This window comes from Methylobacterium sp. R2-1, assembly GCF_014191355.1.
In the GTDB taxonomy this organism is placed as follows: domain Bacteria; phylum Pseudomonadota; class Alphaproteobacteria; order Rhizobiales; family Beijerinckiaceae; genus Methylobacterium.
The window spans coordinates 1-18,088 of the sequence record NZ_JACHWM010000008.1; the positions used below are offsets into that span (position 1 = coordinate 1).

Annotated in this window: 17 protein-coding genes; 5 read left to right on the forward strand and 12 right to left on the reverse strand. The window is 68.0% G+C overall.

Annotated elements, in window-relative coordinates:
- The 6 genes from FHU13_RS12540 to FHU13_RS12565 all read right to left on the reverse strand — a co-directional run.
- The coding region (locus tag FHU13_RS12540; RefSeq protein WP_246714651.1) for a GTP-binding protein at positions 1–120 on the reverse strand (120 nt) is incomplete at its 3' end.
- A gap of 54 nt (positions 121–174) precedes the next feature.
- Positions 175–2,250, reverse strand: coding sequence for an elongation factor G (fusA, locus tag FHU13_RS12545; protein WP_183436219.1), 2,076 nt, complete (start codon positions 2,248–2,250; stop codon positions 175–177).
- Positions 2,251–2,313: 63 nt separating this feature from the next.
- Positions 2,314–2,784 (reverse strand): 30S ribosomal protein S7, encoded by a 471-nt coding sequence (gene rpsG / locus FHU13_RS12550; protein ID WP_017485508.1) that lies wholly within the window; start codon positions 2,782–2,784, stop codon positions 2,314–2,316.
- Between the two features lie 108 nt (positions 2,785–2,892).
- Positions 2,893–3,264, reverse strand: coding sequence for a 30S ribosomal protein S12 (gene rpsL / locus FHU13_RS12555; RefSeq protein ID WP_004447775.1), 372 nt, complete (start codon positions 3,262–3,264; stop codon positions 2,893–2,895).
- 389 nt (positions 3,265–3,653) lie between these two features.
- Complete coding sequence (locus FHU13_RS12560; protein ID WP_183436220.1) at positions 3,654–7,133, reverse strand: SbcC/MukB-like Walker B domain-containing protein; 3,480 nt, start codon at positions 7,131–7,133, stop codon at positions 3,654–3,656.
- 547 nt (positions 7,134–7,680) lie between these two features.
- Complete coding sequence (locus FHU13_RS12565; RefSeq protein ID WP_183436221.1) at positions 7,681–7,908, reverse strand: hypothetical protein; 228 nt, start codon at positions 7,906–7,908, stop codon at positions 7,681–7,683.
- 378 nt (positions 7,909–8,286) lie between these two features.
- On the opposite strand from FHU13_RS12565, the gene FHU13_RS12570 reads away from it, so the two are divergent.
- A complete protein-coding gene (locus FHU13_RS12570) occupies positions 8,287–9,252 on the forward strand; it encodes a helix-turn-helix domain-containing GNAT family N-acetyltransferase (protein ID WP_183436413.1) in 966 nt (321 codons plus the stop codon).
- A gap of 99 nt (positions 9,253–9,351) precedes the next feature.
- Here the strand turns inward: FHU13_RS12570 and FHU13_RS12575 are convergent, their stop codons facing one another.
- Both FHU13_RS12575 and FHU13_RS12580 read right to left on the reverse strand, forming a co-directional pair.
- Positions 9,352–9,981, reverse strand: a complete 630-nt coding sequence (locus FHU13_RS12575; protein WP_183436222.1) for an alpha/beta hydrolase — start codon at positions 9,979–9,981, stop codon at positions 9,352–9,354.
- A 77-nt stretch (positions 9,982–10,058) separates the two neighbouring features.
- Positions 10,059–10,988, reverse strand: coding sequence for a ring-cleaving dioxygenase (locus tag FHU13_RS12580; protein WP_183436223.1), 930 nt, complete (start codon positions 10,986–10,988; stop codon positions 10,059–10,061).
- 140 nt (positions 10,989–11,128) lie between these two features.
- Between FHU13_RS12580 and FHU13_RS12585 the strand changes: the two genes are divergently transcribed.
- On the forward strand, positions 11,129–12,070 hold the full coding sequence (locus FHU13_RS12585; RefSeq protein WP_183436224.1) for a LysR family transcriptional regulator: 942 nt from the start codon (positions 11,129–11,131) through the stop codon (positions 12,068–12,070).
- 98 nt (positions 12,071–12,168) lie between these two features.
- Here the strand turns inward: FHU13_RS12585 and FHU13_RS12590 are convergent, their stop codons facing one another.
- Together FHU13_RS12590 and FHU13_RS12595 are read right to left on the reverse strand one after the other, a co-directional pair.
- On the reverse strand, positions 12,169–12,804 hold the full coding sequence (locus FHU13_RS12590; RefSeq protein ID WP_183436225.1) for a DUF4194 domain-containing protein: 636 nt from the start codon (positions 12,802–12,804) through the stop codon (positions 12,169–12,171).
- A 12-nt stretch (positions 12,805–12,816) separates the two neighbouring features.
- Positions 12,817–14,229, reverse strand: a complete 1,413-nt coding sequence (locus FHU13_RS12595; protein ID WP_183436226.1) for a Wadjet anti-phage system protein JetA family protein — start codon at positions 14,227–14,229, stop codon at positions 12,817–12,819.
- A gap of 131 nt (positions 14,230–14,360) precedes the next feature.
- Here FHU13_RS12595 and FHU13_RS12600 point away from each other — a divergent pair, with 131 nt between their 5' ends.
- Both FHU13_RS12600 and FHU13_RS12605 read left to right on the forward strand, forming a co-directional pair.
- Positions 14,361–15,035, forward strand: a complete 675-nt coding sequence (locus tag FHU13_RS12600; RefSeq protein ID WP_183436227.1) for an HAD family hydrolase — start codon at positions 14,361–14,363, stop codon at positions 15,033–15,035.
- Between the two features lie 224 nt (positions 15,036–15,259).
- Positions 15,260–15,640 carry a hypothetical protein gene (locus tag FHU13_RS12605; RefSeq protein WP_183436228.1) on the forward strand — a complete coding sequence of 127 codons (381 nt, stop codon included), beginning with the start codon at positions 15,260–15,262 and terminating at the stop codon, positions 15,638–15,640.
- A gap of 70 nt (positions 15,641–15,710) precedes the next feature.
- Here FHU13_RS12605 and FHU13_RS12610 read toward each other — a convergent pair whose 3' ends face one another.
- Positions 15,711–16,601, reverse strand: a complete 891-nt coding sequence (locus FHU13_RS12610) for a CoA ester lyase (RefSeq protein ID WP_183436229.1) — start codon at positions 16,599–16,601, stop codon at positions 15,711–15,713.
- Positions 16,602–16,779: 178 nt separating this feature from the next.
- On the opposite strand from FHU13_RS12610, the gene FHU13_RS12615 reads away from it, so the two are divergent.
- Positions 16,780–17,169: a tautomerase family protein gene (locus FHU13_RS12615; RefSeq protein ID WP_009864586.1), complete on the forward strand. Its 390-nt coding sequence runs from the start codon at positions 16,780–16,782 to the stop codon at positions 17,167–17,169.
- Here FHU13_RS12615 and FHU13_RS12620 read toward each other — a convergent pair.
- The gene (locus tag FHU13_RS12620) at positions 17,153–18,055 is read right to left on the reverse strand and encodes a LysR substrate-binding domain-containing protein (RefSeq protein ID WP_183436414.1); all 903 of its coding nucleotides are present in this window, start codon (positions 18,053–18,055) and stop codon (positions 17,153–17,155) included. The two genes, FHU13_RS12615 and FHU13_RS12620, sit on opposite strands and share 17 nt — an antisense overlap.
- Positions 18,056–18,088 lie beyond the last annotated feature (33 nt).

Consider the following 18,088-nt stretch of genomic DNA (forward strand, 5'->3'; position numbering starts at 1 on the left):
GCCCGACTCCGCCAGAACCTTCGTGATCGCTGCCGTCAGCGACGTTTTGCCGTGATCGACGTGTCCGATCGTGCCGATGTTGCAGTGCGGCTTCGTACGGGAGAACTTTTCCTTACCCATCAGGGCCTCCTAATCGTCTGTGTCGTTGATCGAAGAAGCGTGACGCCCGCGCCCTTAGGCGTACTTGGCGATGACCTTGTCGGCCTCGCCGCGCGGCACTTCCTCGTAATGGTCGAACTGCATCGTGAAGTTGGCGCGGCCCTGGGAGAAGGAGCGCAGCTGGTTCACGTAGCCGAACATGTTGGCCAGCGGCACCATCGCGTTGATGACGTTGGCGTTGCCCCGCATGTCCTGGCCCTGGATCTGGCCGCGGCGGGAGTTGAGGTCGCCGATGACCGAACCGGTATACTCTTCCGGCGAGACGACCTCGACCTTCATCACCGGCTCGAGCAGCACCGAGCCGCCCTTCTGCAGCGCCTCACGGAAGGCAGCGCGGGAGGCGATTTCGAAGGCGAGCGCCGAGGAGTCGACGTCGTGGTAGGCGCCATCGATCAGCTCGACCTTCACGTCGACCACCGGGAAGCCGGCGAGCACGCCCGCACCGAGGACCGAGTTGAGGCCCTTCTCGACGCCAGGGATGTACTCCTTCGGCACCGCGCCACCGACGATCTTCGACTCGAACGAGAAGCCGGCACCCGGCTCGTTCGGCTCGACCACGAACTTCACCCGAGCGAACTGACCGGTACCGCCGGTCTGCTTCTTGTGGGTGTAGTCGATCTCCTGACGGCGGGTCAGCTTCTCGCGGTAGGCGACCTGCGGCTGGCCGATATTCGCGTCGACCTTGTAGGTGCGGCGCAGGATGTCGACCTTGATGTCCAGGTGGAGCTCGCCCATCCCCTTGAGGATGGTCTGGCCCGATTCCTGGTCCGTGGAGACGCGGAAGGACGGGTCCTCGGCAGCGAGCTTCGAGAGCGCGATGCCGAGCTTCTCCTGGTCGGCCTTCGACTTCGGCTCGACGGCGATCTCGATGACGGGCTCGGGGAACTCCATCTTCTCGAGGATCACAGCCTTGTTCGGATCGCACAGGGTGTCACCGGTGCGGGTGTCCTTGAGACCGGCCAGCGCGACGATGTCGCCAGCGAAGGCCTCCTTGACGTCCTCACGGTTGTTGGCGTGCATCAGGAGCATGCGGCCGACGCGCTCCTTCTTGTCGCGCGACGAGTTGATGACGTTGGCGCCCGACTCGACCTTGCCGGAATAGACGCGGCAGAAGGTGATCGTGCCGACGTGGGGATCGTCCATGATCTTGAAGGCGAGCATGGAGAAGGGATCGCTGTCGGACGGGTGGCGAACCACCTCTTCCTCGGTCTTGAAGTCGAGGCCCTTGATCTCGCCGCGGTCGGCGGGAGACGGCAGGTAATCGACAACCGCGTCGAGGAGCGGCTGCACGCCCTTGTTCTTGAAGGCCGAGCCGCACAGCACCGGATGGAAGGCACGAAGCTGCACCGCCTTGCGCACGAGTTTGCGCAGGGTTTCCTCGTCCGGCTCGACGCCGTCGAGATAGGAGGTCATCGCGTCGTCGTCGAGCTCGACGCAGGCCTCGATCATCTTGGTGCGGTATTCGGCGGCCTGATCGGCGAGATCAGCCGGAATCTCCTCCTCGGAGAAGTTGGCGCCGAGCGCCTCACCCGACCATACGATCGCCTTCATCTTGATGAGGTCGATCACGCCCTTGAAGCTTGACTCGGCACCGATCGGCAGCTGCAGGCAAACCGGCTTGCCGGCCACACGGCTGATGATGTCGGCAACGCACTTGAAGAAGTCGGCGCCGATCTTGTCCATCTTGTTGACGAACACGACGCGCGGCACGTCGTACTTGTCGGCCTGACGCCACACGGTCTCGGTCTGGGGCTCGACGCCCTGGTTGCCGTCGAGCACGCACACGGCTCCGTCGAGCACGCGGAGCGAGCGCTCCACCTCGATCGTGAAGTCGACGTGGCCGGGGGTGTCGATGATGTTCAGACGCTTGTCGCGCCAGAAGCAGGTGGTCGCAGCCGAGGTGATCGTGATGCCACGCTCCTGCTCCTGCTCCATCCAGTCCATCGTGGCGGCGCCCTCATGGACTTCGCCGATCTTATGGGACTTGCCGGTGTAGTAGAGGATCCGCTCGGTCGTCGTGGTCTTGCCGGCATCGATGTGGGCCATGATGCCGAAGTTGCGGTAGTCCTCGATCGCGTGCGTGCGGGGCATCGGGGTCTCTCCGGGAGAAAGCAGGCTTGGAGCGCAGCCCGGTGGCCGCGCTCGACAGGCGAATTACCAGCGGTAGTGCGAGAAGGCGCGGTTGGCCTCGGCCATCCGGTGGGTGTCTTCGCGCTTCTTGACGGCGTTGCCGCGGTTGTTGGCGGCATCGAGCAGCTCGGCGGAGAGACGCTCGACCATGGTCCGGTCGTTGCGGCCGCGGGCGGCCTGGATCAGCCAACGGATGGCGAGAGCCTGGCGGCGCTCGGTGCGGACCTCGACGGGGACCTGATAGGTCGCGCCGCCGACGCGGCGGGAGCGGACCTCGATCGCCGGGGCGACGTTGTCGAGCGCGGCGCGGAACACCTCGATCGGGTTGGCGCGGGCGCGGCTCTCGACGAGGTCGAAGGCGCCGTAGACGATCCGCTCAGCCGTCGACTTCTTGCCCTCGTACATGATCGAATTCATGAACTTGGTGAGGACGATGTCGCCGTACTTGGCGTCCGGGATGATCTCGCGCTTCTCGGCTGAGTGACGACGGGACATTTTTTCGACTCTCGAAAAATATGGTCTTAAGCACCTCGCGCAGGCCGCCTTGAGCTGATCGCCGGCGACATCCTTACGAGGCCGTGGAAAGCCTTCGGTCCGAAAAGATTACTTCGGACGCTTGGCGCCGTACTTCGAACGGCGCTGCTTGCGGTTCTTGACGCCCTGCGTGTCGAGCACGCCGCGCAGGATGTGGTAGCGCACACCCGGAAGGTCCTTCACGCGGCCGCCGCGGATCATGACCACGGAGTGCTCTTGAAGGTTGTGGCCCTCGCCCGGGATGTAGCCGATCACTTCGAAGCCGTTGGTCAGGCGCACCTTGGCGACCTTACGCAGAGCCGAGTTCGGCTTCTTCGGGGTCGTGGTGTAGACGCGCGTGCAGACGCCGCGCTTCTGCGGGCAGGCGTTGAGCGCCGGCACCTTGTTGCGCGCCTTCTGCGCCTTGCGCGGCTGGGCGATCAGCTGGTTGATCGTCGGCATCCTGTGCCCTCTTCATCCGGCCGCACGGGGCGGCCACCGTCTGAAACCTGTCGAAGCCCCTTGCGGAGCGGTCGGTCCGCGAGCGAACCCGCGGCAAAACGAATAGCGCCAGAGGCCGATAAAGGCCTTTGGCGATGGTGAGGCAGAGGATCACGCCGTGAAACGACGCGTTCTTACCCGCTGATCTGACGAGTACGTCAGGGTGTGATGCCGGTATCGGTCTGACGACGGTTGCCGAAGCCCCTGGCTTCGACCCGAAAGCGACTCTCGATCCACCGGAGTGGCGCGCTTCTACGCGGGAGGGTCGGCGCCGTCAATGGCCGGAGAGGATAAAGTTCGATGAACGGGCGGTCGATCTTCGGCCAAGCTAATTCTCGGCTGGAACACCGCTATTCGGCCGCGTCTGAAAGGCGAAACGCCTCGATTCCGCGCCGCTCCGGGTTGATTTCGGCGAGCGCCCGCTTCGCGGTTTCCAATGGATGCTCCGCCTCGATTCGGACGGAGGCGAGATCGGGGCTCTTGTAGACGGTGACGACGGTGTCCATCACCTCGGTCAGGGTGGTGCGCTTGTCCTCCGGCGCTGCGATCAGAAGCTGCAGGCCCCAGGCGCGGAAAAGATCGACGAGCGACTGGCTGTTGCGCACGTCGAGCTTGGAGAACGCCTCGTCCAAGAGGCAGAGACCGAGCCCCGGCGTCTCGTCGCCGGGTCGGTCGCCGGGATAGTAGGCGGAGGACATGGAGGCGGCGATCGCCACGTAGAACGGCGCCTGCGCCTCGCCGCCGGAGCCACGGAGCGCACGACTCGACAGAGTGGTGCGATTGCCCGCCCGGTCGCGCATGCCGATCTCGTAGACGAAGTAGTTGCGGTAGTCGGCCAATCGCGCCGCGCTCTCCTCACCCTCGATCAGTGCGGTGATCTCGGCAAGCGCCGCGGCGAGCGGGTTCTTGTCCGGGCCGTCCTCGGGCGCATGATCGAGGCTTGGCAGCACGGCCTGCGCCGCGTCGGGCGAACGGGCCACCTCGGTGGCGAGCGCGTGGACGGCGGCGTAGCGGCGGTCCACCTCCGCCTCGAAGGCGTAGGTCTGGCCCGTAAAAGTCTGCGAGGCGAGGCGCTCGTTGAGCGCGTCGAGCCTGGCGCGCATCCGCTCGAACTTGTCGGCGAGCCGGGTCAGCAGATCCTCCGTCATCAGGCGGCGCATCTCGGCCTCCGCCCGGAGCGACTGGTCGCGGTAGCGGCGCAGCTCATGGCCGGCCACCTCGTCCCGCTCGCGCACGGCCCAGGCATAACCGAAGGAGGCCGGCTGCTCGCCCGACCCCAGCGGATTCTCGACGCGCCAGGCGGCGCAGTACTCGGCCAGGTCGCGCTCGGCGGCACGGCCCTGGTTGCGTACGCTGTCCGCTGCCTCGCGGGCGGAGGCACGGGCCTGCGAGGCGAGGGAGGCCAACGCCTTGGTGTCGAGCGCGGCGCGGTCGGCGCGGGCTCCGGCGATGCCGGCCACCGTATCCGGGACGTCGGCGGGAACGGTGCCGGTGAGGCGGATGCGCACCGTGTCGCCGGAGGTCCAGCGCTTGAGCGCCGTGCGGTAGGCCAGGAATGCGGCGCGCGCCGCCTCCCTTCCCTGTGCGACCCGAGCCTTCAGCCCTGCCTCCTCAGCGAGCAGGCCGTCGCGCTTGGGCTCCAGCACCTGCACCAGTTCGGTCAGGTAGGCGGAGCGCTCCTTCTGAAGCTCCTTCAGCTCCGCCTCGATCACGCCGGCATCGGCGCGGGCGACGGTTTCCTGCTCGGTGGCGAGGCTGCGGCGGCGGCCCTCGATGGCGTCAGCCTCTTCGCGCAGGGCCCCAAGATCGACAGGTGCCTCAGTGAGCCGGCTCCGCAGCAGCGCAGCGATCCGGGCAGCCTCGCGCATCACCGTTGCCTCGGCCCGCAGGGTCCGCGCCTCCTCGCGCGCCTCGTCCAGGCGACGGCGGGTCTCGGCGGTGGGCCCGCGCTGGCCGCGTGTCATCATCAGCGGCACGGGACGCACCACCGAATAGGCCATCCCCGAGGTCGAGCGCCCGCTCGGCGCCACCGCACGGCTCATGGTCCGGAGCGCCGCGTCGTCGGGCGCGAGGTCGTAGCCGCCGAGCCGGGCGGCGAGAAACGCCTCGGCGTGATCGCTGTCGGTCTCGATCAGGCCCATCGGCCCGTCATCGAAGCGGCGCGCCGCGCGGCGGGCGGTGTCGGTGGTCTTCACCAGCAGGCAGCGGAAGAACTGGTTCTTTCGCGATTCGAGCAGGGCGAAGGCGCGGTCGAGGCGGTCGGGCTCGACCACCAGGGCTTCGCGGGCGCGGCCCAAGAGCCCTTCCAGCGCCGGGCCCCATTTCGGATCGACGATCTCGGCAAGTTCGCAGATCGGCGCCGCCTCGATCCCGAGCCGGCCCAACTCCTCGCGAAAGGCCTCCGTGTCCGAGGACAGGCGCGCGGCCGAGGCGCGGCCGGCCCCGACCTGCACGTCGAGCCCCCGGACCTCGTTCTCGCGCTCGCGGGCCTTGAGGGCGAGTTCTTCCGCTTCCTCTTCCAGAGCGTCAGACACGTCGGGCATCTGCGCCAGCCCGTCGAGCAGACCCTTCAACGGCCCGTCCGCGCGTAAAATGTCCTCCGGCGGCGCCTCGCGGCGGAGCCCCGAGCGGGCGCAGGCCTCGACGATACGTGCCGCCCCCAGATCGATCCGGCGCAAGGGGCCACTGATCGCACTGAGGCGGCCGGCATCCTGTACGAGGCCGACGATGGCGGCGACGCGGTTCGTCAGGTCGCGCCGGTCGCGAGCGACCATGGCGAGGCCGGCATGGGAGGCGGCGAGCCGCGCCTCCGCCGCACTTCCGACGATCAGCGCCTTACGGGCGGCGATCTCGGCGTCGATCTCGCGCACGAAGCTCTGGCTCGTCGCCACACTCTCGCGGGCGATGCGCAGGCGCTCGCTCGTCTCGGAGAGCAGGCCGCGGGCCTCCGCATGATCGAGGATGCGGCGGCGCAGGTCGGCCCCGGCGGCGCGCATCTCGTCGAGGGCAGCGGTGAGGCTCGCGCGCGCCCAGTTCTCGTAGCGCTCGCAGATGCGCGAGAGATGCGCGAGGCGCTTCTCCAATTCCTCGATGGTCTCCAGAAGCCGCCGCCAGGTCTCGATCGACTGGCGGATGCGGGCGACGTCGAGCGGCTCGGCCTCCAGCACGAAGCTGCGCACGAAGGCGCTGGTGTCGAAGATCGGCTTGAACGCCACTGCGTTGGAGAAGGTGCGCAGGAACTGGCGCGGGTCGGGGACCGCCGCGCCCTCGCGCAGGGTCGCCAGAACGGCGGCGGTGAAGCGTTCGCCGGAGGTGCGGAACTCCTCGAAGCTGTCAGCGCGGCGGCGAAGATCCGCAGCGACCTCGGTCCAGGGAGCGACGAAGCTGCCTTCGCTCGTCTCCCGCACGTAATCGGCGATCTCGAAACGGTGACCGATAGCGACGAAGCGGGAGAGTGTCTCCTCCTTCGGCTCCTCCGAGCGGGCGGCGAGTGCCAGCCCCACCGTAACGATCCGCCCGCTCGCGGGATTCTCGAACACGAGCGCGATGAGGGTCTCGCAGGCCTCCCGCGTCGGACGCCCGCCCTCGGCCGGGTCGCTGATCCAGCCGAGGCAGTAGTCGCGCACGGTGCGAGCGCTGCGGCCCGAGGCGGAGGCATTCAGTGCCAGACGGCTCGCGTTGTTGCCCGCGAGCACGGTACCGACCGCGTCGAAGATCGTGGACTTGCCCGCCCCCGTAGGACCGACGAGCGCCGCCGCGCCCCGGATCCGGATCTGCTCGCGCCGGATGAGGTACCAATTCGAGATCGCGATGTCGGTGAGACGGTACACCGGCCCGGCCGCCTGTCCCCGAGATTGAACGAGAGACAGGGCAATGGACGCTGCGCCCCGCTCACGCAAGGGCGGGGTCGTCCGATGGCGTGGGCGCGTCGATGGACACGGCCCGAAGGCGCCAAAAACCGGGGTCTCGATTTATTCGAGCGGCCGGGGCGACGCTACAACAATCACCGACCCGTGATTTGACGAAGCAACACCGATTCGAGACCAGATCTGGCCGGACGTGGGACAGCGCTCGACGCTTTGAACAACTGCTTCAGCTTGCCTTCAACGGCAGGTTCACGAAGGCCGGTCGATTACTGCTTTTCGACCACCCTATGCGTACTCTGCCACATGCGAGAACCATCAATTTTGACAAAAACTCAATACGATCCATGCCATACGGTGGGATGCGTTCCGCATCTGTCCAGAACATCGATCGTCGAAATGCCCGCCCGCCGTCCTCGCCTAACTTACGGGGTTCTTTTCATTGTCGCTTCGATTGTGCTGTGGGGCACAGCATCGTGGATGGCAGGCACCATCATTTGGGTCTGAAGTCGGTTCAGATATCTTTCTTGTAAGCGATATACCCTCCGAATACATAACCTCCCTGCAGCGCGCAGAGGGAGGCGGCGATCATTAGAAGGTCAGGCAGCACAAACTGGCCGCTGTGAAGGTGATAAAGAGTCCGTACAACAATAATAAAGGAACTCGCGACGGCAAGCATTCCCCAGTGATAGAACAGGCCGATCAGCAAGCCGGCGATGACGAAAAGCGGGATCGCTAACACTGGACCATGCCCCTATCCTGCCGGATCGGCATCTGAGAGCCTTTTCGTGGAGATCTTTCCTTAGGCTATCGTCGCACCGGACTGCACGCAAAGGGACGCGTGGCGTAAAACTAGGCGGATTTTGCAGGTTTCCCTTTATCGGACGGCATCGTTAACGAACCGATCACCCTGAGGATGGGTGTCTGGCCAGGGGTGCGCCGCCATGGCGCTTCGTCGTATCGACCTGCGCATCAGCATACCCGGCAAGCTTCGGAGGCGCATGGGTCGTCCCCCTGGTACGCCTCGGGTATCCACGGCTTCTCCGGTCGCGGTGCCGATCCGTTCAGCCCATCCGAGCCTTTAGTTGACTCCGTCAACTTTCTCGTTGATGCTGAGGCCATGACCGATGCCAGCGCCGAAGACGTCATCGCCAGAGTCCGCCGCTTCAACCGGTTCTACACGGGGCTCGTCGGCGCGCTCGACGATCAGTTCCTCGGCTGCGACGTCACGCTTCCGGACGCACGCCTGCTGTTCGAGATCGCCACGCACGACCCAGCGGAGGAGCTGATCACCGCGCGCGCGGTGCAGGCGACGCTCGGCATGGATGCGGGCTATGTCAGCCGGATCCTGGCCCGTTTCGAGCAGCGGGGCTGGATCACCCGTGCCCGCGGCGCGGATGCGCGCGCCCGGCCGATCCAGCTGACCGAAGCCGGGCGCAGGGCGTTCGAGGAGGTGGACGGACGGCAGCGCGCGGCCGTCGCAAGCCTCGTCGGGGGACTCGATTCCGTCCAGAAAGCGGATCTGGCGGAGGCGATGGCGCGCGTGCGCCTCTTACTGCAACCCGACTCTGTTCCAGGCTTCACGATCCGCCCGTTCCGCACCGGCGATATGGGCTTGATCGCGGCTCGGCAATCGATGCTCTACGCCCAGAGCCACGATTGGGGCCGCGGCCTGGAAATCGTCGAGGGCGAGGCCACCACCAACTTCCTGCGGAATTATAAGCCGGGGCGCGAACAGTGCTGGATCGCGGAGATCGACGGCGTGCTGGCGGGGTCCGTCTTCCTCACCGATGAAGGCGACGGTACCGCGCGGCTGCGCCTCCTCTATGTCGAGCCTTTCGCACGCCGCCGCGGCATTGGCGATACGCTGGTCGAGACCTGCATCGGGTTCGCCCGCGAGACGGGCTATGCCCGCCTGACGCTGTGGACCCACACGGTTCTGGAAAGCGCCCGGCGTATCTATGCCCGCCACGGCTTCGCCTGCGTTGAGACCGCGACCCATACCGCCTTCGGCATGCCGGTCGAGGGCGAAATCTGGGTGCTGCCCCTGGGCGAGCCGGTGGAGGGACCGGGGCGGGCCGCGTGACGGGGGCGCTGCCCCCGCCACGTCTTACGAGCATCTCGCAGAGCACCTGATCATGGTTTCTCCGGCGGTCGCATCGGGCAGCGGTGCCGCGAGGACCATTCACCCGCCAAAATTCTTGGCGAGCCACGCCCCGGAGGCAGCGAGGTCGGCCTGGGACAGCCCGTGCCCGGCCGGATTGACCGTGTGAGTCACCGAGGCGCCCGCCAGCCGGAGGCTGGAGGCGAGCCGCTCGGCATTGTCGGCGGGCACGATCGGGTCGAGGGCGCCCGAGAGCAGCAGTACCGGGCGGCCGGCGAGATCGGCCGGCGGACTCTCGGCGAGCGGCACCATCGCCCGCAGCAGCACCGCACCCGCGAGCACCTCCGGATGCAACAGGAGTGTCGCGGCTGCGATGTTGGCTCCGTTCGAGAATCCGACCGCCACCGGCGCCGTAAGACCGTAGGCTGCCCGCGCCTGCGCGACGAAGGCTGCGAGGTCGCCGGCCCGGCGACGGACATCCGCCTCGTCGAACACGCCCTCCGCGAGACGGCGGAAGAAGCGCGGCATGCCGTTCTCCAGAACCGGCCCGCGGGGCGAGAGCAGCGCGGAGCCGGGCGACAGGGTGCGGCCGAGGGGAAGCAGGTCGGTCTCGTCGCCACCCGTACCGTGCAGCAGCAGGAGCGGCGGCGCGCTCCCGTCGGTGCCGGGCTCGAAGCGGTGGACAAAGTCGAAGGTGACGCCGTTCGTCATGGCTGTCTCCGTTCATTACTGAGGGTGATGCGACCGCCCGGAAATGATCCGGGCGGTCGCGGGGGCGTGCGGCGGGGTCAGGCGACCTTCGGCAGCACCGCCTCGATCTGCCCGCGATGCGGCTCGAGGAAGGGCGGCAGCTTCAGCCCGGTCCCGAGTTCCGCCGCCGGCTCATCGACGGCGAAACCGGGCGCGTCGGTGGCGATCTCGAACAGCACACCGCCGGGCTCGCGGAAGTAGACCGAGCGGAAGTACTGCCGATCGCGCTGCTCGGTCACGGATAGGCCGTGCCGATCGCTCAGCCGCTCCGTCATCGCCGCCTGCGCCGCGTCGTCGGCGGCGCGGAAGGCAATGTGGTGGACCGAGCCCGCCCCCTGCCGCCCGGGCAGGAAGTCGCCGACCGCCCGGAGCGTCACGAACCCACCGAGCCCCGCCCCACTCGTCAGCCGGATCTGGCTGCCCTCGCGGGCGGCCTCCTCGAAGCCGAGCACGTCGGTGAGGATCGCGGCGGTGGTCTCCGCCCCTCGCAGCAGCAGGGTGACACCGTGGAAGCCGCGGATCGCGGCCTCCGGCGCGATGTCACCGGGGACCCAGGCCGGCTCGGCTTCCGCCCCCTCGACCCCAACGAGCGCCAGCGGCATCCCGTCGGGATCGCGGAAGCGCAGCACCGTCTCGCCGAAGACCGTCACCGGCGCCTCATGAGAGACGTTCAGCGAGACGAAGCGGTGCGTCCAGGTGCCGATCGCGGCGCGCGGCACGCGGAAGGCAGTCTCCGAGACCTGCCCGATGCCGACCCGGCCGGGGGCGGCCTGTGCGATGGGGAAGAAGGTCAGGATCGTGCCGGGCGCGCCCACCTCGTCGCCGAAATAGAGGTGGTAGGTGCCCGGATCGTCGAAGTTGACGGTCTTCTTCACCAGCCGCAGGCCGAGCACGCGCGTGTAGAAGTCGATGGTGCGGGCCGTATCGCTCGCAAATGCCGTGACGTGGTGGATGCCGTGCGTGCTCATGGTGCGGATCTCCTGTCGGTAGTAATCGCCGCGGGGATCCGTGTTCGGTCCGGGCTGCGATCGGTGTGAGCCCAATCTGGCCCTTGCCTAAGCCCGTGAAAATGGAAACGATTGAAACGTATCGTTTCTGGATTTGATCAATGGCGAAGCTCCCCGATTTCGAGGCCTGGGCCGTGTTCGCGGTGGTAGCCGACGGCCTCTCCTTCGCCCGCGCGGCGGAGGAACTGGGGCTGTCGAAGGCGACGGTCTCGAAGGCGGTGGCGCGGCTGGAGACCCGGCTCGGCGCGCGGCTGTTCCACCGCACCTCCCGCCGCCTCGCCCTGACGGAGGCCGGGCGCGCGGCTCGGGAAGACGCGGCGGGGTTGCTCGCCGCCGGAGAGGCGGCGGAGGCCCGCGCCCTTGACGCCAACGGCGTGCCGCGGGGCCGGGTGCGGCTCGCGGCACCGATGTCCTTCGGCGTCGCCCATCTCGCGCCGGTGCTGCCGGAATTTCTGGCTTCGCACCGCGAGGTCTCGGTCGACCTGCACCTGTCCGACGCGCTGGTCGATCTCGTCGGCGGCGGCTTCGATCTCGGCCTGCGGATCGCGGCGCTGCCCGATTCCTCGCTGCGGGTGCGGCGGCTCTGCGGCGTGCGTCGCTCGCTCGTGGCCACGCCCGCCTATCTCGAGCGGCACGGACCGCCACAGCATCCGGAGGATCTGAAGGCCCGCGCCTGCCTCGGCTACGCCTACCTGCCGACGCCGGACCGATGGCCCTTCACCAACGCCGCGGGTGAGACGGTCACCATCGTTCCCGAAGGCCCCTTACGGGCCAACAACGCCGACGCCCTGGCGCCAGCCCTGCGCGCCGGGCTCGGGCTGGCGGTGCAGCCGGATTTCACGATCTGGGAGGATCTGAAGTCAGGTCGCCTCGAACGAGTCATGCCGGACTGGCAGCCGCCGCCGATCGCCCTCAACCTCGTGATGCCACCGGGCCTTCCGCGGCCGGCGCGGGTCACGGCGCTGATCGCCTTCCTGGAGCGGGCTTTCTCCACCGCGCCCTGGGCGCAGGAAGAGGCTTCGCCTCAGATCGGTTTGCGTTGATCCCGCCCCTCGGTCGGGATCAACGCGCACGGCGGACGAAAGCCGCCACGCATTCGCGTGGGCGAACGGCGATGAGACGGGCTCATCGCCGTTCGGTCTCAGGCGCCCCTCCCCTCCCCGGCGGAGGCCCAGGCGCGAACCTGATCCATCCAAGCATCCGGCGAGAGCACGGTGATGCCCGGCATCACCATCAGCGGTGTCACCCGCTCAGCCCGGTCGCGCTCGCCCAGCCGCAGGGCGCCCTTGCGGGCGAATAGGCGCAGGATCTCGATCAGGCGTGCCTCGTCGGGCGGTTCTGTCCGCGCGGCAGAGCGGATCGCGTCGGCGATGTCGTCGGTGGTGCATTCCACCGTGCCGTCGGTGGAGACGCGGTGGTCGCGCAGGCCCTCCTCGTAGGCGAGCCGGAGCGCCAGCAGCACCAGCGTCTCGTCCTTGCGCAGGCGCTCACCCTGGGCGTCGTGGCGCACGCCGTCCGGCGGCAGGGCGAGGAACACCATCTGGTCGCGATGGGCGACCTCGAAACGGTAGCCGAGACAGGCGAAGTAATCGCGGAAGAACGGCGCGTAGTGCCGGGCGAGCTCATAGGACCGGCCGATGCCGGTGGTCGCGGCGTAGATGCACTGGCTCTTCAGCATCACCTGAAGCGCGCGGATCAGTTCCTCCTCGCTCGGCGCGGAACTGCCGGGTGGGGGCATTTCCTCGCCGTCGAGGATGGCGCGGAAGGGTTCGAGCATCGTCTTGTCCGTTCAGCCTGCTTTGCCGGCTCCGCGCCGGGCGGCGGGGGGCGGTACGCGCTCGATCATGAAGTCCGGGCAGTCGAGCCAGCCGTTAGAGACGCGGCCCTCGATCCGGGCGACGCGGTAGCGGCTGCGCAGCATGCCGTCGAACAGCACGTCGATCTCGCGCAGGCGCTGGAACACGACGAAGGCATCGACGTCATCCACTTGGATGTCGGAGCCGCGCAACGCCTTCATCTGCACGAGCCGGGCATCGAGATAGGCGACGATGCGCTCCGGCGTCACCGTGATGCGGCGGCGGAATTCGTCCTTGGCGGCGATGAACGCCTCGATCGCCGGATCGACGTCGATCTCGGGCAGCGGCTCGTACTCGATGATCCGGCGCGGCATGCGCGGGTTGGTGAGCTGCGGCGGTCCGATCGGCGGACGCAGCAGCGACACCTGGGGTAAGGGCAGCCCGGCAAGGTCGTCCTCGCCCGCTCCGATCGCGCGAAGCGCCGCCGCCGCCCGCTCGATCCGGGCGGAATCGCGCGGATCGCGGTAGCGGAGCGCGGCCGAGATGCGCCGCTCCAGTCGCGCCACCACCTCGGCCACGGCGTCGAGATGCGGGTCGAGCCCTTCGAAGATCGAGAGGATCTCGACGAGGTCGGTGCGCACCATGCGTTCGGCCGCGGTGATGTCGGCGGCGCGGCCCTCCCGCAGATTACCCTCCGCCAGCGCCCTGAGCGTCAATGGATCGCGCAGGGCGCGGCTCGCCTCGCGTACGATGCCGGAGCGGAAGCGGAATGGGTTGAAGCGGGTGTGCAGCGTCCGGTAATCGGAGACGAGGTGGCGCTCGACGAACTCCTCGAAGTAGAGGCGGAAGGCCGCGCCGAGATCCGGCTCGCGCAGGATTCGCTCTTCGAGCTTGCGCATGGCGCCGGCCAGCCCGCGCAGGTGGCCGAGGAAGGTGCGCGAGGCCTTGGCCGCGTTGCGCAGCGCCTCCGAGCGGTCGGCGGGGCTGGCGATGGCGCTTTCCAGCGCGCTCAGGACTTCAAGCACGGCGCCGCCGTAGGAGCGGGTCTCGCCGCGCTCGATCCGAGCCAGCTCCTCGATCAAGAGCCGTGCGTCGGGGTCGAAATCGACCACCGGCACGTAGCGCTCGCGCCGCTCCACCAGCCAGCCCGCCTCGATCAGCCGCCGGAAGACCGCCGAGCGCCGCTCGATCGGATCGACGGGCGTGGCCTCGTCGTCGGCGATCTCGGCCTGACTCCAGCCGGCGGAAAAGTCGCCGATCGCGGCCAGCAGCTCGCTCTTGCGCAGAGGCTCGGCGGCGTCGCCGAATACGCGCGCATGCAGGTGCAGCAGCAGGGCCGCGTTGAAGGCGCGGCTCGGCGAGGCGAGCGGGCGGAAGAGGTCGTCGGCGAGGTGAGTGAACAGCATGATGGGACGATCACGACCACAACCTGCTCCGCCACCGCCGGTCAATGCTCGTGCCGCTCCATCCCCTTATGCATCGAGCGGGACATGCACCCGTTGTCCCTGCGGCCGGCACCCGATGGAGTTGTCATAACATGCGCATCGAAACCGTGTTCTTGTTCGATCTCGACGGCACGCTGGTCGACAGCGTCTACCAGCACGTGCTCGCCTGGAAGGAGGCACTTGATGAGGAGGGGATTCCGCTCTCGGTCTGGCGCATCCACCGCAAAATCGGGATGAGCGGCGGGCTGTTCACCAACCAGCTCCTGCGCGAGACCGGGCTCGACATCGACCCGGAGCGGATCGATCGGCTGCGGCGCTTGCATGCGGAGGCTTATGGTCGCCTCTCCAAGGGCGTCGTCCCACTGCCCGGCGCCAAGGCGCTGCTCGCGACGCTCACCGACAATCGCATTCCCTGGGCGATCGCCACCAGCGGGCGGATGGAGACGGCCGGCCACAACCTCGTGGCTCTCGGAGTCGATCCCGCTCAGGTGCCGGTGGTGACTCGAGACCTCGTGAAATACGCCAAGCCCGATCCCGACCTGTTCCTCGCAGCCGCCGAGCGGCTGAACGCGCCGATCGAGCATGCGGTGATCGTCGGCGATTCGATCTGGGACATGTTGGCGGCCCGCCGCTGCCGCGGACTCGGGGTCGGCCTGCTCTCGGGCGGGTACGGCACGGAGGAGCTGGAACGCTCCGGCGCCGTCAGGGTCTACGACGATCCCGCCATGCTTCTGGAACATCTCGACGAGGTCGGCGGCCGGCGCTGAACGCGACGGAGGCGATGCGGCCAAGTTGAGCCCGGCGGCCACGCTGCCTAACGCGGTCTGTCAGCCCATGAAGCAATCCTGACAACTGGATGAACGGCTGCTTGCACCTTCGTTCATGCGACAGGATGCAACGTGAGCTTCGGCACATTGAGAGTGAACCGAAACCATGACGCGCTCGTTGGGGTGCCAATGGATCGGCGATCCACCTCTTTCGGAGAGACTTGATGAAAAAGCTTGCGATTCTGTCCGCGGTGGCCGTCCTCGGCGTGGGCGTCCTGTCCTCGACCGATGCCGAGGCCCGTTGGCGCGGCCGTGGCGGTGGTGGCGCTATCGCGGCCGGTGTGATCGGCGGCCTTGCGGCTGGCGCGCTCGTGGGTGCGGCCGCTTCGAACGCCTACGGCTACGGCGGTTACGGCTACGGCGGTGGTTACGGGTACGATTACGGCTATGCCCGCCCGGTCGCCAACTATGGGTACGGCTACGCCCGTCCCGCCTATGGCTACCGCAGCGTCGGCTACTACGACGGCGGCTACTACGCCCCGCGCCGCGCCTATGGCGGCTATTCCTGGGGTGGTCCGGCCTACGATTACGGCTACGGCTGGTAAGTCTCTCCGCCGTCATCGGCACTTATGACGACGCGGCCGCGCCCCATCCGGGCGCGGCCGTTTTCGCAATTCAGGCCGCGGCATCGCGGGCAGCGATAGTCTCGGACCAGACCACAGCGCGGCGCGCCATGCCGATATGCTGGCGCTCGTACATGCGGCCCTCGACCTTGATCGCCGCGCGCTTGGCGTTCTCCGGAAGGTTGAAAGCCTCGATCACGAGGCGGGCACGGCGCACCTCCTCCTCCGTCGGGGCGAACGAGGTGTTGGCGGGCTCGATCTGGTTGGGATGGATCAGCGTCTTGCCATCGAAGCCGAGGTCGCGCGCCTGCCGGCACTCCTCGCGGCAGCCCTCCGGATCGGCGATGTCGTTCCACACGCCGTCGAGGATGATCAGCCCTTCGGCGCGGGCGGCAGCCAGGGTCAGCATCATCCACGGCAGCATCGGCACGCGTCCGCGGACCAGTTGCGCCCAGGTGTCCTTGGCCAGATCGTTGGTGCCGAGCACGAATCCGGTCAGCCGGTTGCGGCGGTCGCGGCGCGCCTTGGCGATCTCGTGGATGTTGAGGATCGCCGCCGGGGTTTCGATCATCGCCCAGACAGCGATGGAATCGGGCGCCTCAAGCGCTTCCAGCGCGTCGGCCACGCTCTCCAGCACAGCCGGCGACGAAACCTTGGGCATCAGGATCACGTCCGGCTTGGCCTGGATCGCGGCGCGCAAGTCGCCGTCCCCCCAGGGTGTCTGCGGCGCGTTCACCCGGATCACGAGTTCGCGATGACCGTAGCCTCCACTCTTCACCGCGGCGCAGACCTGCTCGCGGGCCAGCTCCTTTTCTTCCATGGAGACGGCGTCCTCGAGATCGAGGATCAGCGAGTCGGCGGGCAGCGTCTTCGCTTTCTCAAGCGCGCGCTGGTTCGATCCCGGCATGTAGAGAACGCTGCGGCGCAACCGCAAATCGGACATGTCTCGTCTCCTCCCGGGAGCCGGTGAGTGGCGCCGCGCGCCGCCTCCCACCCTCATTTGAATGCATAATACGGATGATCCCGATCGGTTGGAAGCGGCCGGAAGCGAGGCTACTTAAACGCGGGTGCCCGGCAACCGCCAGAGGGCGCGTTCCCCGCGGTGTTTTGGAGAGTGTCCGATGCCCTTGATGCGTTTCGACCTGATCGAGGGCCGCAGTGACGCGGAGTTGAAGGCTCTGCTCGACGCCGCGCACGAGGCTATGCTCGAAGCCTTCCAGGTACCACCGGGCGACCGCTACCAGATCGTGACCGAGCACAAGCCGTCACGGATGATCGTCGAGGATACCGGCCTCGACATCCCCCGCACACGGGACGTGGTGGTGGTGCAGATGATCACCCGGCCGCGCGGACGCGAGAAGAAGGAGCTATTCTACCGACTGCTGACCGAGAAGCTGCAGGCGGCCTGCGGCATCGCTCCCGCCGACGTGATGGTCTCGACGGTGGAGAACACCGACGAGGATTGGTCGTTCGGGCACGGCCGGGCGCAGTTCCTCACCGGAGAATTGTAAGCTCCGGCCGCCTGCCCTCCGCCACCAGCCAGTCGATGAGGGCGGTGAGCGCGGGCGACTTGTCGACGTCGAAGGGCGTCAGGGCGAAGTAGGCGGCCCGCTCGACGTAGATCTCCGGGAACGGCGCCACGAGCTGGTTCGCGGCAACCATCCTGTCGAGGGTTGGGAACGGCCCGATGCCGAGGCCGGCGCCGTCCTCCAGCGCCTGCAGGGTTACGAAGAAGTGGTCGAACACCCGGCGGCGCACGCCGCCGGGAAGCACGAGGCCGGCTGCGGCGAGCCAGTCGATCCAATCGCCCGGCCGGGTCTCGGTGCCGAGGAGGACGTGGCTCTCGAGATCGCGCAAGGTCGCGAGCGGCTTGCTCCGCAACAGGGCGGGGCTTGCCACCAGGGTATCCGTTTCTGTCAGGAAGAGCACCGCGCGGTGCTGCGGCCACGGCTCGGGACCGCGACGGACCGCGAGATCGAACCCGCCGCGCAGCGCGTCCTGCAGGGTCGTCGTGGTCGTGACCCTGACTTCCGTGCCGGGACGGGCCGCGTGGAAGTCGTCGAGGCGTGGGATCAGCCAGCGCATGGCGAAGGTCGCGGGCGCACTGACCCGCAGGACCCGCGGTGCCTGGGGCCGCCCGCAGGCATCCGCCGCTGCCGTGAGCCGGTCGAACGACAGGCTGATTTCCTCGGCGAAGACGCGGGCCGCCGGCGTCGCCACCATCCGCCGCCCGACCCGCACGAACAGCCGCTGCCCGAGCCACGCCTCAAGGGCGGCGATCTGCCGGCTCACCGCCCCGTGCGTCAGACCGAGTTCGAGACCGGCCTGAGCGTAGCTGCCAGCCCTGGCCGCGACCTCGAACACTTGCAGTGCGTGGAGCGGCGGCAACCGGCGCATCTCCCCCACCCTTCTATCCGTGAGAAAACCGCA

Excerpts from the sequence above, each read along its gene's own strand:
- FHU13_RS12620 (WP_183436414.1), bottom strand. The coding sequence starts at position 18,055 with ATGCGCCGGTTGCCGCCGCTCCACGCACTGCAAGTGTTCGAGGTCGCG.
- FHU13_RS12610 (WP_183436229.1), bottom strand. The coding sequence starts at position 16,601 with ATGTCCGATTTGCGGTTGCGCCGCAGCGTTCTCTACATGCCGGGATCG.
- rpsG (WP_017485508.1), bottom strand. The coding sequence starts at position 2,784 with ATGTCCCGTCGTCACTCAGCCGAGAAGCGCGAGATCATCCCGGACGCC.
- FHU13_RS12615 (WP_009864586.1), top strand. The coding sequence starts at position 16,780 with ATGCCCTTGATGCGTTTCGACCTGATCGAGGGCCGCAGTGACGCGGAG.
- rpsL (WP_004447775.1), bottom strand. The coding sequence starts at position 3,264 with ATGCCGACGATCAACCAGCTGATCGCCCAGCCGCGCAAGGCGCAGAAG.
- fusA (WP_183436219.1), bottom strand. The coding sequence starts at position 2,250 with ATGCCCCGCACGCACGCGATCGAGGACTACCGCAACTTCGGCATCATG.
- FHU13_RS12575 (WP_183436222.1), bottom strand. The coding sequence starts at position 9,981 with ATGACGAACGGCGTCACCTTCGACTTTGTCCACCGCTTCGAGCCCGGC.
- FHU13_RS12585 (WP_183436224.1), top strand. The coding sequence starts at position 11,129 with ATGGCGAAGCTCCCCGATTTCGAGGCCTGGGCCGTGTTCGCGGTGGTA.
- FHU13_RS12570 (WP_183436413.1), top strand. The coding sequence starts at position 8,287 with ATGACCGATGCCAGCGCCGAAGACGTCATCGCCAGAGTCCGCCGCTTC.
- FHU13_RS12595 (WP_183436226.1), bottom strand. The coding sequence starts at position 14,229 with ATGCTGTTCACTCACCTCGCCGACGACCTCTTCCGCCCGCTCGCCTCG.
- FHU13_RS12590 (WP_183436225.1), bottom strand. The coding sequence starts at position 12,804 with ATGCTCGAACCCTTCCGCGCCATCCTCGACGGCGAGGAAATGCCCCCA.
- FHU13_RS12605 (WP_183436228.1), top strand. The coding sequence starts at position 15,260 with ATGAAAAAGCTTGCGATTCTGTCCGCGGTGGCCGTCCTCGGCGTGGGC.
- FHU13_RS12580 (WP_183436223.1), bottom strand. The coding sequence starts at position 10,988 with ATGAGCACGCACGGCATCCACCACGTCACGGCATTTGCGAGCGATACG.
- FHU13_RS12600 (WP_183436227.1), top strand. The coding sequence starts at position 14,361 with ATGCGCATCGAAACCGTGTTCTTGTTCGATCTCGACGGCACGCTGGTC.